Genomic DNA, 13042 nt, shown 5'->3' on the forward strand with positions numbered 1-13042 from the left:
ATGACTAAACCGCATAGCCTACGCCTTGTTAGAACAACCAATAAACGGTGGTAAAAAATAACCGTGAAAGCTCAACTGCTACTAACTTCAGTAAATTCCTTGAGGTCTGGTGAGCTAAAAGCTGTAGAAACACTTTGGCAAATAATGTTCTTAACCCATTGGTGCCCAGGATCGTCATCGTTCCTTTGGTGCCATAAAAGTACATAAGCAAGTGGCATGAAATCAAAAGGCAGAGACAGTTCTGCTAATGGATATAGTTTTTGTGCATGTTTGGCAAAGCTTGCAGGTAGTGTGAATATCAGATCACTATGGGCGCAAATACTGGCTGCGCCATAAAAATCAGGCACCGTGGTGCTAATACGACGATGATGACCTAAGTCGGCTAAGTGATAGTCTAGCGCCCACCAATCATTCCCTTCACAGCGTACTTGCACATGCGACATCTCTAGGTAGATCTCTCGGTTCCAATGGCCAGCAGCTATTGCGGCGAGCAATGGGTGGCCTTTTCGAACCAGACAAACTTGTTCGTCAGTAAAGAGAGTTTGATGCGCTATTCCATCGGGAAGCCTGTCTACCTGAAAAGCAGACTGAGGATGCAGATCTCGGCCAGATATTCCAAAATCTATCTGCCCTTGCTGGATTGCTAGTGTCGAGTTTTCGGTCCAGACATAGCTATCGAGCTTAAGGTTTGGTGCTTTGGTGAGTAGCGGGCCTATAAAATAGGGGATGAGTGTTTCATATGCACTTTCAACCATGGCAAATGAGAACTGTCTGCTACTGCTAGCGGGCTCAAAGCTAGGTGGTAAAGTCAGTTGATATAGGCTTTGTAGGCTTTGTGGCAGCATTTTTCCTAGTTGAACGGCGTGAGCGGTTGGCTTCAAACCATGAGCTGTGCGCAGAAAAAGCGGATCACCTAAGGTTTCACGCAGTCTATTGAGACTTTTACTCAATGCAGACTGGCTGACATGCAAACGGTTGGCGGCTCGAGTTACACTTTGCTCTTCAAGCAGTATTTGCAGTATTACCAGCAGGTTTAAGTCGATACGGGCCAAATTCTCTAATTTCACTAGATATTCCTCAATGGAAATTCATTATGGAAATAATATCATTTCTGTTCATACCATGGTTTGATTAATATAGTCACGTTTCCTTTATTTGAGAAAGATGATGCGTCGTAACCTATTACCTATTTTAATGTCGATGGTGGTTCTTAGTCCTTTGGCTATCGATATTTACCTTCCTTCTATGCCAGCCATGGCGGCAGAGTTTTCAGTTTCAGCGAGCCAAATCCAGTCGACTTTGGTGTTGTTCCTCTTTGCGATGGGGACAGGGCAATTATTGATCGGTCCTTTAGCCGATAGATATGGCAGAAGGCCTGTCGCGTTAGGCGGTATTATCCTTTATGCAGCAAGTAGTATGCTAGCTGCTGTTGCCGTTGAGTTTGAATGGCTTCAGTTTGCACGTGTGTTGCAAGGTTTGGCTGCTTGCTCAACCTCTATCGTCGTTTTTAGTGCTGTACGTGATTGCTTTTCTCCAAAAGAGGGGGCTCGCTACTACAGTTACCTTAACGGCATGATATGTGTTATCCCTGCATTAGCGCCAACATTGGGCGGCCTGTTGGCACTGCAATTTGGCTGGCGATCTACGTTTGTGTTTATGACACTGTACGCAATTCTTATTCTAGTTTTTGTTGGCTACCGCCTTCCAGAAACGCGCCCACAGAACACTGTTAGTTCAGGGCCGCTATATCGCTGGGCTCGTTATAAGCCAGTGATTGTTGAAACTCACTTTTTATTCTATGCCTTTGCTTGTATGGCCGGGATGGCGGCCATTTTAAGCTATGTTTCTTATGCTCCAGTTTGGTTGATAGATCGCCTTGGTGTGTCAGAGTTGACCTTTAGTGGCCTATTCGGCCTAAATGCTGCGGTTAATATCGTTGCTTGTTTTGCCGCTCCAGTAGTGATTAAAAAGCTAGGGAACCGCCCGACGGTTATTCTGGCACTCAGTTTCATGCTGGTTGCAGCTGCAACCGAAGTGTTAGTGCAGGTATTCGGTCCCCAGCATGGGTTAGCTGCGGCATTTAGCTTTATGTTGCCAATGATGTTGCTCTGTATTGGTTTTGCATTGTTGCTAGGGCCTGCAACGAGTATGGCGTTATCTGCATTTGGAGAAAGAGCGGGCACTGCAACTGCGATGTTAGGTTTCATCCAGATGAGTGGCGCATCACTACTGACTGCTCTAGTACAACAAACCAGTATTCCGGCACCTTACGCGGTAGCTTTGGTCATGGGAGGGTTAGCGATAATCTTACTCGCTATGATGGCTATGTCGCGTTTTGACCATTGGCATCAAGAGCAACATGCTTATTAAGCGACTGATGAAATTATAGTTAGCGCTGTTTTACGGCTAACGATGAAACACCCTTTGACCTGTATAGAGCAACCATCTATGCAGGTTTTTTTTGCGTGAAGCTTAATGATAGAGCATAGCTAATTGGTATAAACTAAACACAACCAAGTTAGCGGAATGAAGAAGGTTTACACTTTTGTCTCGTCCAGATTGTCCTACATGCTATTACCCATTAAAAGCATGCCTGTGTGCCAGTATTAGAAAAATGCAGGTAAAAACCGAACTGATCGTATTGCAAGATCCCAGTGAAGTTGGTCATGCTAAAAATAGTGTGCGCTTAATGGAGTTAGTGATCCCTGAAACACAGGTTTATGTTGGAGAAACACCCGAGGATTTTTCTGTACTAAGGCAATATCTAACCAATTCTGACAAGCCAGTCTATTTAGTTTATCCATCAGATGAGAGCGAATTGGCTGGTAGCAATTCACTTGGCGAAGAGGTGATTCTATTACTGTTGGATGGCACCTGGAGAAAAGCTTACAAGTTGTTGCAGCTAAACCCTTGGCTAGCGGACTTTCCTGCTCTGCACCTTGAGTTAGAATCTGCCTCTAATTACACCATTCGCAAAGCCAGTCGCAGTGACAGTTTATCAACTTTAGAGGCGAGTGCTATGATGTTAAAGGCGATAGAGCCACTGCAAGATGTTACACCGTTAACCGATGCATTAGCTGCATTAGTTGAGCAAAGGTTGGCTTCAATGCCGGCAGATGTGCGTGAGCGATATAGAGATAATAAATAGAATTAGAATTTGTGAATCATGTCATCTAATACTCAGTAAAACCCAATTTAGGTCACGCTAATCCAGTGAAATATAGGGTTTAATAGCCATGTAAGCTATTTTAGCTGACGTAAGTGGCTGCCTCATTCACGGCTTTTGCAGGGGGCGATACTGAATTTATTCAGGTGTTTGATGCAGCCATCTTTCAACCATTCGTTAAAATCTACGCTTTAGATTTTGCTGGGTTAGCGCTTCTGAGGCAAACACTTCAGCCGTTGCAGGCCAGCCAAAATGGTAGCCTTGGCCAAACCCTTTCCCCATCGTAGCTAATAACTCTTTTTGCTCTTTGGTTTCGATACCTTCTGCGATATAACAGATATTCAAAGTTTGCGCTAATTGAACCATGGCTTTGCATAGTTCTTTTCCTTGAGGCTCATGTAATCGATCTGCAAAGCTGGAATCAATTTTTAAGCAATCAATTGGCAAACTACCTAAGCGACTTAATGAGGAGAGGCCTGCGCCAAAATCATCGATGGCGATGCCTATATTAAGCTGTTTAAGTTCGCTTAAAACCGCAGACATCAGAATTGGTTTACGAATTAACGCAGACTCTTCAATTTCGATAATCAGTTTATCTGATGGTAACTGAGTTTGTTGTAACACTTTGGTTAGCATGGCGACAAAGTCAGGGTGTTCTAACTGAGAAGTTGAAATGTTAACTGTGATTTTTAGTTTATTATTGTACTGCGTATGCCAAAGAGCCATCTGAGTACAGGCTTGTTCTAGTGCCCATAAACCGACATTGACCATTGAGCCGGTCTCTTCCAATAACGGAATAAATTCACTGGCTTCCAGTATATCGCCGTTGCTGCGTTGCCAGCGCAGTAGCGCTTCAGCGGCAATCATCTCGTTGGATTCAAGGTCGACAATTTGCTGATAAACTAAACTAAATTGGCCTAAACTCTGAGCATGTCTCAAGTCATTGATTATATGTAATTTTTTCTCTGCTGCTTTTCTGATGGCAGTATTGTAAAAGCGAATGTGATTGGGACTTTTCTTTGCTGAATACATGGCTGTGTCAGCCATACTCAGTAACTGATTAGCTTCGTGGCTTTGTTGTGGAAATAGTGATATCCCGATACTGGTACTGAGGTAAAATTTTTGCCCATCGATTTCGAATGGAGCGTCAAACAAAGAAAGAACTAAATCAGAGAAGGTTTCGATCTCTTGTTTATTTTTACATTTTGGTAGTACCAAGGTGAACTCATCGCCACCGAGCCGAGCAATCTCTGCGTCTTCAAGACAGCAAGTTTCTAGTCTGGCCGCGACTAATTGTAAAACTTTATCGCCAGTTGCATGACCGAAACTATCATTAATATTTTTAAAGCCATTGAGATCTAAAAACATTAAAGCACCAATCATACTACTGTGCTGTTTAATATCTTCGATGGCCTTATTAAGAATTTTGATAAGATGAAATCGATTAGGTAATCCGGTTAGCTTGTCATACATCGCTTGCTGGGTGAGCTTAGCTTCAAGTCGTTTTTTCTCGCTAATATCACTGAATAGATTGACGAAGTACACAGTGCCATCTGCATAGATCCGGCGGCAACTCTGCCAAGCGGGGAATTTTGAGCCATCCGAGCGATATTTCCAGACTTCGCCTTGCCAGTTACCTTTCTCTTTTAGAGGATTAGCATTGAGCATCGCTTCAAAGCCAAGCTCATTGGGTGTTTTGGCGAGCATATGTTCAGCGCTATAGCCACAAATACGACACATGGCCTTGTTTACCGCTAAGATTCGATTGTCTTCGTTAGTGATATATACAGCTTCTGCACTATCCTCTAGTGTTATCGACATTAGCTCTTTGGGCAGTCCTTCAAAACCATTGTTTGAGCGAGTACGACGTTTCCCCCGTCTATCCATGGGAGTAAATTGTACCAAAATAACATTTTCATCTCTAAGCTTGACTGGATAAAGCGTTACCTTGGTCGGCAGCTCAGTACCTTGCTGGCTAATGTGCAGCCAATTAAAGGCAACTATATTGCCTTTAGCGGCTTCACGGAGCTTTTGTTGTCCATACTCAACACTATTTCTACCTGATGATTGTATTCTTGGGGAGAAATCATAGGGGGTTGCATGGACAAAGTTTTGTTCAGCACTTTCGAAATAATTTAAGGTCGCTTGGTTGGCGGCAAGGAAATGATAACCTTGGATGATAGCCAGGGCTGAAGGTAGCTCTGCACTGTCTAATTGAATAAGTTGCCCTGAAAGAGAAGGGTTGGAAGATGATAGGTGAGAGTATAACTCTGACCACTTTTGCATATTCATTTTTCCCTTTCCTTCATAACATTACTCTAATGGTCGGTACTGATTAAAAGTGAATAAATCTAGAGTTTTAGATACTTTGTTCTATAAGCGTCAAAAATACCTTTATTTGACGCTTTGTACAAACATGTAGCAACAAAATTTTGTATAAAATCAGTTTTGATCATAAAAAAGGTACGGATAAGTGAATTTATTTTTTTGTTAACGTGTTAGCTGGTTAACTAAGTGTAGACGATACCTCGTTAAGTGATTTTATGTTTGGTGGCTGACTGTTGTGAGTGATTTTAGTGAGCATTTCTAAATACCTAGGTCGCGGCGTAACTTTTGTTAAATTAATGAGAGCGATTGCGGCACGATTACGGTAATCTGGAATAGATTCAACAATCTTGAGGTGGTTAGTGGCCCAGTTTCGAAGTAAGCTTTTTTTGCCTATTGTTGGTGTTTTCCTAGGTGTTTTTTCACTGATGCTGCTGCTGTCGTATGCTGTGGCATATTGGCGTGTGATTACAGAAGTAACCTCAGATGCTGAACAGATGGTAAATTATGTAGAGCATAAGCTTAATTATGCTATGCGTAATATGTATAAACTAGAACAGTTAAATTATGAGAAGTGTGATGATAAAGGTCGAGCAGAACTAGAGCAGTTTCTACTGCATCATTTTAACGGTGGACTGTTTTTTGTTAGGAGTAGTCAAGAGCAGAGGTTTACTTATTGCTCTGTAGTTGGCCAGATCGTTGTAGCACAAAAAGATCGTAACTTTGAAAACTTAATTTTACTCGATGAAGTTAATCGCCAGTTTCCGCTTGCGGTACTCAATTATAACTGGAGGGAGCAGGATAGTCGCAGTCTGTTTCTTGGTTATATAGGTAAGAAGAGTACCAGCGCCATTCGCATAACGCTTGATGATAGTTATGCGTTTTTTGACCCTGACTGTACCAAGTGCAGGCATGTTGAAGTTAGGCTAACTAATGACAGTTTAGTTTATGTTATGGGGGAACCTTTAGTTGATTTAGTTAGCACCGTTCGTATTGAAAGTGATCGTTATCCTTTCTACGTTGCCTCTCAGGTAAACCGCAATCGTATTTTAAAAATGATGACTAATAACCTGGTATTTAGCTTGCCACTATCTTTTTTTGTGTCGCTTTTATGTGCCTATTTGTTTAAATTACTGCAAAGATCTGAGCGTACGCTCAAGCAACAATTAAAGCGAGCAATACGTCAGCGAGAGCTTGTCGCTTTTTACCAGCCTATTATGGATGCCGCGACAGGACGTATCGTTGGAGCCGAAGCGCTCGTTCGTTGGGTAAGAGCTAATGGTGAGGTGATTCCACCGGTGCGCTTTATTGATGAGCTCGAACGCACAGCACTAATCAATCCGTTAACAATACAGATGCTGGAGCAGCTCCCCGAAGACTTGGAGCCGATATTTGCAGGTGATGACGAATTCAGATGCAGTCTAAATCTAGTTCCTGAGCAAGTTGAGCAAGAAGACTTTTGCTGCCATATAGAGCAGCTCGCAACGTCTGGTTTTCCTACTCATCAGATAGCGCTTGAAATTACTGAACGTTTGCCTTTAAGAAATTTAGAGGTGGCAAATCAACATCTTGAGCGGTTGAAAGCGCTTGGAGTGATGATTGAACTTGACGATGCGGGAACCGGTTATGGTGGAGCATCATATCTGCAAGAGCTGAATATCGACATTCTTAAGATTGATAAACTGTTTGTTGACACCTTAGTGTTGTCACCTAATAACACACCGGTATTAGATGCCTATATTCAAATGGCTAAGACATTGAAGATGGAGGTGATTGCAGAGGGTGTTGAGACGCATGAACAATCTTTGGCACTGCTTGCGAGAGGTGTACACCTACATCAAGGTTATTATTTCTCTAAGCCACTACCAGCAGAAGAGTTTATTCAGTTCTGGTTAGCAAAACAAAATTGACATAATCCGCACTTCTAGGTTGGTTAATGCAGGAGGTCGGCCGAAGCGGGATTAAATAGCTGATATTTAATGCAAGTGAAATAAGATAGTATTAGCTCGCTATTTGATTGTTATTTAAGGAACGATAAGTGACGTTATCTAAAGTATTAATGACTATTACTCTGCCACTTGCTCTTGGTTTCAGTGCTGGCATACAGGCAAGTGACGAAAGTAACCCGGCGATGCTGGCAGGCAAGGCTGAAGAGGCAAAAGCGCGCTCTTTAACAATTGAGCAAGAGCAGTTGCAAAAAGCAAAGGATGCTGCCAATAAGGCTGCTGAGCATGAAAAAGAGATACTGGCTAAAGAAAAGCAAAGAGATTGGCAAAGCGAGCAGCGTGAAAAAGCTCAACAGCAGTTTAATGAGCGAGAATCTAGAGAAGACAAATACTTAAGAGAAGCAAAAGAAGCGGCTAAGCTAGAGCGGAAAATACCGAAACCTTCTTAGTTATCGATTAGTTCTAAATCAGTTCTCAATTAGTTCTAAAATTTAAAAGCACTCATTGGACATTAGAGGTTATCAATACAGGCAGGACGCATTTTTGCCAAACGGCTATAAACCTATTCCCGCTCAGTCGGCTTTGATAAAGGTATTTTTGAAGCGGAGCGGCTATCAATCTATTGGAATTTTAATATGTTAAATAGAGTATCTCTCCTCAGTTGTTTTGTCGCTGTGTTGCTATTTAGTCACATGGCGCAGGCCAAACCAATCTACAACATAGAGTTTTTGAGTAAAGCCGAAGCAACTCATTTACTGACATTGAATGATGACTTTGTTCAACGGGTTAGTCAGTTTGATATCGATGCCCGAATGAAACAAGGTAGTGCGCAGTCAAAGGGCGATTACCTTGGTTTTGTTGCGCAGCAAACCTTAGATTGGACGCCGCAAGAGCAGCAAACTATTACTGTTGCATTTAACAGTATTAGCGCTAAATTAGCTGAGTTAAAAGTGAGCTTACCTGATCCTATTCAATTCATTAAAACTACAGGGTTGGAAGAGGGCGGCGCAGCTTATACACGGGGCCAGGCGATTATTTTACAAGCTCGTCAGTTAGCTAAAAAGCAGGGGTTATCTAGATTAATTGCCCATGAATTACTGCATATCTACTCGCGTTTTAACCCTGAAATAAAGCAAGCACTCTATCAAGCTATTGGTTATGAGTATATCGGTGATATTGAATTTCCAAGTCACTTGGCTAAGCAAAAGATCACCAATCCAGATGCACCGATAAATGACTTTGCAATACGAGTAAAATATAAAGGCGAACTTGTGTGGGTAGTGCCAATATTGTACTCAGATGTTGAGCAATATGATGTCAAAAAAGGCGGTGAATTTTTTGACTATTTAACCTTTAAGTTTGTCATTGTTGGTCGTGACGAGCAGCCTAGTAGAGCTGATTATGACCCGCAGCAAGCAGAAATCATCGCTGTGCCTGACCTTAAAGGTTTCTTTAAGCAAGTGGGGCGTAATACCAACTACATTATTCACCCTGAAGAGATTATTGCCGACAATTTTGCACTGCTTGTTACTGAAGAAACAGAATTAAAGTCACCTAAAACTCTCTTCAAGATAGAGCAGGTATTAATGCAATAAAGCTTACTAATCTACTCCAGACAGCTAGTTTTTTGGGTTTTGCAGTAGATGGTGCAAAATAACTTTTTGTACCATCACTTCAGCTTCTTCATGCTCGGCTTCTAAGATCAAGCCATATTGGATCTGTTCTACTTGCCCTTCAGCTTCCTGCTGGTTTTTCAGGGTGACCAAGGTATCGATAGTTTCATTTTGTTCATCAAGACTAACTTGCAACTTATACTGGCTATCAAGCTCAAAGCCTTCTATCTGCTCACCAACAAAAGCGCCACCCTTTATGGAGATATCACGCAGATCGCCTTTAGAAACAACGGTATTGCTTGTGTTACAGACTAAATTGGCTGTTACATTGATGGGGATCCGAGAGTGCTGCCTTAAAGCCACCGTTTGCAAAGCCTTGGGATAATCAATGATAAGCCAACGACCAACAACGGTAATGACTTTTTGAATGCTACTCCTAAAAGCGAGAATATTAGCGTCTTGTTCATCGCTGTTTACCACTCGCATGATCACGCTCTGTCGTTCTCTAATAAAAGGAGTAGCAGCTGCCCAAGCTTTATCGTTACCGTGAGTGAGAATGATAGAACGCCCGGAGTCCAAACCAATGAGTTTACTGCGCAAGCGAATGGCTTGTGTTGGAGTGAGGATCTGCAGGTGCACTTCAGTACTGCAGGCTAAATTATCAAGCGCATTAAAATCATTTTGAGTTGGCATAGTCAGGCAGTAGCTAAAGAATTTCTTGATTCAAACTAGCATAAAATACTGCTGCTGTTGATATTTATGGAGTACTTTTTGGTCGTATTGACAGTTTAGTAAGTTGAGTTGCGGAGTTACAAAATCGCTCCAGTTATTCTCTTGGTATTCTATTGGTATTCTATTGGTATTAATAAAAGTATCGCTATGTTTACTGAACGTTACAAATAAAAGGGAAGGCAAATTTGATTTTCAGTACGAATTGCTTTTTTATATCAGCTGAATTAGGTCATTTAGATGATAGAGCTGCAATATGCAGTCAAATTTTGTGATGACAACATAAGTGCTCAAACAAGGAGCGAATAATGAAGCGCTATACAAAGGCATTGTTACTGTCAGTGGGTATGCTATTTACAGCATCCGCCGTACAAGCAACGGAAGCCAAAGATATTCAGAGTTTTACTCTGGATAACGGCATGAAAATAATGGTGTTAGAAGACAGTTCGATCCCTAACGCTAATATGTACCTGTTTTGGAAAGTAGGTTCTCGTAATGAGGTGCCAGGCATCACTGGTATATCACATTTTTTTGAGCATATGATGTTCAATGGTGCGAAGAAGTATGGCCCAAAAATGTTTGACCGCACCATGGAAGCCGCTGGTGGCGCAAATAATGCCTACACTACGGAAAACCTAACTGTTTATACAGATTGGTTTCCGGCTAATGCGATTGAAACCATTTTCGATTTAGAAGCAGATCGCATCGAGAACCTCGATATTAACCCTGAAATGGTTGAAAGTGAGCGCGGTGTGGTGGCTTCAGAGCGTCTTACCGGTCTTGAAAACTCTAACTGGCGCAACCTACAAGAAGAGCTAAAAGGCGCAGCATTTAGAGCGCACCCTTACAGCTGGTCGGTGATTGGCCACGAGTCGGATATTGCTGCTTGGACGTTAGATGATCTGGTTCAGTACCATAAGACCTATTACGCACCTAACAATGCGGTTGTCGTGATTGCGGGCGATGTAAAGCTTGCCGAAGTGAAGCGTTTAGCAAACCAATACCTCGCACTTATTCCTGCACAAGCTCCTCCAAGAGAGGTGAAAACCGTTGAGCCACTGCAGAAAGGTGAGCGTAGAGTCTATGTTCAAAAAGCGTCGGTGAGCACACCTAATGTAATGCTCGGTTATCATGTGCCTGCAACTTCAAATGCTGATTATTATGCGCTTGATCTGTTGTCTTCAATTCTAACCACTGGTAATAGCTCACGCATGTATCAAGGGCTAGTTGATAAGCAGTTGGCAATTGAAGTTGAAACCTATATGCCAATGTCTTTCGACCCGAATCTGTTTTACGTTATGGGTGTGGCTAACCCAGGCATTACAGCGGTCGAACTTGAGAAAAGTATGATCGCTGAGATTAACCGTATTGGTCGCGAAGGCGTCACTGAACAAGAGCTGGAGAAGGTTAAAAACATCAAATTGATGGGCTTCTATCAAGCGATGGAAACGATTAATGGTAAAGCCAATACAGTAGGAACTTATGAACTGTTCTTTGGTAGTTACGATAAGTTGTTTAATGCTCCTCAAGAGTACAACAAGGTAACGCCTGCGGATATTCAACGCGTGGCGCAAACTTACCTAAAGCGTTCAAATCGAACTGTTGCTGTACTGGCTGCTACTGAGGAGGCTGACGAATGAAAACATTAATCAACAGAGTCACTAAACTGTCAGTTTCTGCGCCTTTGGCGATGAAAACAAAGCAACTTGTTAGTGCTATGACTATAGCAAGCGCGATAACACTTACGGGCTGTGCTGCCACTGACATGCAAAGCACTACCGTAGATACGGGTAGCTTTAGTGTGCCTGCGTATCAGCAATTAACACTTGATAACGGCCTGACTATTTATCTGATGCCGCAAACAGAAGTGCCACTCATTACGGTTAATGCCACGGTAAGAGCTGGGGCGGTAAACGATACTACATCGGGTGTGGCCCAAGTCACTGCTGCGAGTTTAATGCTCGGTGCAGCAGGCAAAACTAAGCTAGAGATAGAGCAAGAGGTAGACTTTCTCGGCGCAAGTCTTTCAAGTGGGGCAGGTAAAGAGGGTAGCTACTTAAGTGCTAACTTTATGGCGAAAGATGCTGACATCATGCTGCCGCTGATCCAAAGCGTGTTGCTATCGCCAGACTTTGATGCTGCTGAGTTCGACAAGTTACGTCAACGCGAGATCGCAGGGTTAGGGCAATCGAAAGAGAGTCCAAGAGCAGTGATTAGTCGCTACTATGACAAACTCATTTTTGCTGACCATCCATATGGCAATGCGACTTCGGGTGATAGCAAGTCTTTAGCCGAGCTCAATGTATCGCAGTTACGAGCTTTTCATAAGAGTTACTATCAGCCATCGAACACGGCTATCAGTGTCGTCGGTGACTTTGATGTTGCTAAGATGAAGGCAAAGTTGCAGCAGTTGTTTGCTAGTTGGAAAGGCACTGAAACGATTCAGCCCTTGGATCTTAAACAAGGTTTGCCAACACTTGATGCTAACAAGGTATTGTTAGTTGATAAAGGTGATGCAGTTGAGACCACCTTTTTAGTTGGCGGTATGGGGATTAGTCGCGACAACCCTGATTTTGTTGGTTTAACAGTGATCAACACTATTCTGGGTGGGCGTTTTACTTCATGGCTCAATGACGAGTTAAGAGTTAATGCAGGATTAACTTATGGCGCACGTTCAGGCTTTAGTGCTTATTCAGCCGCTGGTACGTTTAGGATCAGTACCTTTACTAAGACTGCTACGACCAAAGAGACTATCGACTTAGCGCTTAAAACCTATGATCGTCTATGGGAACAAGGTTTAGATCAAAAGACTCTAGATTCAGCTAAAGCTTACGTTAAAGGCCAGTTTCCACCTAAGTATGAAACTAGTGGTCAGCTAGCGGGCTTGATGTCTGATATGTACCTGTATGGCTTTGATGATGCGTTTATCAATGAGTTTCAAGCGAAAGTTGATGGTTTAACATTGCAAGAGTCGAAGCGATTGATCGACACTTACTTTCCCAAAGATAACTTACAGTTCGTAATTATCGGTAATGCCGCCAAAATTGCTCCAATTGCTAAGCAATACGGTAGCGTTAAGCAGGTCGATATTAAAGATGTTGGCTTCGGTGGTTAATCAAAAAGTAATAGGGTGAGTTTCGCTCATTGAAATAACAAAAGCCGCGATAATTCGCGGCTTTTTGATGTCTGGAACATTTATGCCATAAGCCCCATGGATGGATAGCTTAGGGCGTGATGTCTGGAGCATTTATGTCTGTTAAGCC

At 42.5% G+C, this 13042-nt stretch carries 10 protein-coding genes; 7 read left to right on the plus strand and 3 right to left on the minus strand.

Going from position 1 to position 13042, the window contains the following annotated elements:
* Nucleotides 1-71: 71 nt before the first annotated feature.
* The gene (locus AB4238_RS01740; RefSeq protein ID WP_372030800.1) at nucleotides 72-1067 is read right to left on the minus strand and encodes a LysR family transcriptional regulator; all 996 of its coding nucleotides are present in this window, start codon (nucleotides 1065-1067) and stop codon (nucleotides 72-74) included.
* 100 nt (nucleotides 1068-1167) lie between these two features.
* On the opposite strand from AB4238_RS01740, the gene AB4238_RS01745 reads away from it, so the two are divergent.
* Nucleotides 1168-2370, plus strand: a complete 1203-nt coding sequence (locus tag AB4238_RS01745; RefSeq protein ID WP_372030810.1) for a multidrug effflux MFS transporter — start codon at nucleotides 1168-1170, stop codon at nucleotides 2368-2370.
* A 175-nt stretch (nucleotides 2371-2545) separates the two neighbouring features.
* Nucleotides 2546-3148 carry a tRNA-uridine aminocarboxypropyltransferase gene (locus AB4238_RS01750; RefSeq protein WP_372030802.1) on the plus strand — a complete coding sequence of 201 codons (603 nt, stop codon included), beginning with the start codon at nucleotides 2546-2548 and terminating at the stop codon, nucleotides 3146-3148.
* A 195-nt stretch (nucleotides 3149-3343) separates the two neighbouring features.
* Here the strand turns inward: AB4238_RS01750 and AB4238_RS01755 are convergent, their stop codons facing one another.
* Nucleotides 3344-5452: an EAL domain-containing protein gene (locus tag AB4238_RS01755; protein ID WP_372030811.1), complete on the minus strand. Its 2109-nt coding sequence runs from the start codon at nucleotides 5450-5452 to the stop codon at nucleotides 3344-3346.
* 401 nt (nucleotides 5453-5853) lie between these two features.
* Here AB4238_RS01755 and AB4238_RS01760 point away from each other — a divergent pair, with 401 nt between their 5' ends.
* The 3 genes from AB4238_RS01760 to AB4238_RS01770 all read left to right on the plus strand — a co-directional run bounded on the left by AB4238_RS01760 (nucleotide 5854) and on the right by AB4238_RS01770 (nucleotide 9032).
* Nucleotides 5854-7401 carry an EAL domain-containing protein gene (locus AB4238_RS01760; protein WP_372030803.1) on the plus strand — a complete coding sequence of 516 codons (1548 nt, stop codon included), beginning with the start codon at nucleotides 5854-5856 and terminating at the stop codon, nucleotides 7399-7401.
* Nucleotides 7402-7529: 128 nt separating this feature from the next.
* A complete protein-coding gene (locus AB4238_RS01765) occupies nucleotides 7530-7886 on the plus strand; it encodes a hypothetical protein (protein WP_372030805.1) in 357 nt (118 codons plus the stop codon).
* A gap of 186 nt (nucleotides 7887-8072) precedes the next feature.
* Nucleotides 8073-9032: a hypothetical protein gene (locus AB4238_RS01770; RefSeq protein WP_372030806.1), complete on the plus strand. Its 960-nt coding sequence runs from the start codon at nucleotides 8073-8075 to the stop codon at nucleotides 9030-9032.
* 24 nt (nucleotides 9033-9056) lie between these two features.
* On the opposite strand, the gene AB4238_RS01775 is transcribed toward AB4238_RS01770, so the two are convergent.
* Entirely contained in the window at nucleotides 9057-9743 is a 687-nt protein-coding gene (locus AB4238_RS01775; protein ID WP_372030808.1) for a PilZ domain-containing protein, read from the minus strand.
* Between the two features lie 344 nt (nucleotides 9744-10087).
* Here AB4238_RS01775 and AB4238_RS01780 point away from each other — a divergent pair, with 344 nt between their 5' ends.
* Nucleotides 10088-11419: a M16 family metallopeptidase gene (locus tag AB4238_RS01780; protein WP_372030809.1), complete on the plus strand. Its 1332-nt coding sequence runs from the start codon at nucleotides 10088-10090 to the stop codon at nucleotides 11417-11419.
* 50 nt (nucleotides 11420-11469) lie between these two features.
* Nucleotides 11470-12894: a M16 family metallopeptidase gene (locus AB4238_RS01785; protein ID WP_372030812.1), complete on the plus strand. Its 1425-nt coding sequence runs from the start codon at nucleotides 11470-11472 to the stop codon at nucleotides 12892-12894.
* Nucleotides 12895-13042: the final 148 nt, after the last annotated feature.

Origin of the sequence: Shewanella sp. 10N.286.45.A1, assembly GCF_041470405.1 — a bacterium.
In the GTDB taxonomy this organism is placed as follows: domain Bacteria; phylum Pseudomonadota; class Gammaproteobacteria; order Enterobacterales; family Shewanellaceae; genus Shewanella.

Excerpts from the sequence above, each read along its gene's own strand:
- AB4238_RS01745 (WP_372030810.1), top strand. The coding sequence starts at position 1,168 with ATGCGTCGTAACCTATTACCTATTTTAATGTCGATGGTGGTTCTTAGT.
- AB4238_RS01755 (WP_372030811.1), bottom strand. The coding sequence starts at position 5,452 with ATGCAAAAGTGGTCAGAGTTATACTCTCACCTATCATCTTCCAACCCT.
- AB4238_RS01770 (WP_372030806.1), top strand. The coding sequence starts at position 8,073 with ATGTTAAATAGAGTATCTCTCCTCAGTTGTTTTGTCGCTGTGTTGCTA.
- AB4238_RS01775 (WP_372030808.1), bottom strand. The coding sequence starts at position 9,743 with ATGCCAACTCAAAATGATTTTAATGCGCTTGATAATTTAGCCTGCAGT.
- AB4238_RS01780 (WP_372030809.1), top strand. The coding sequence starts at position 10,088 with ATGAAGCGCTATACAAAGGCATTGTTACTGTCAGTGGGTATGCTATTT.
- AB4238_RS01785 (WP_372030812.1), top strand. The coding sequence starts at position 11,470 with ATGAAAACAAAGCAACTTGTTAGTGCTATGACTATAGCAAGCGCGATA.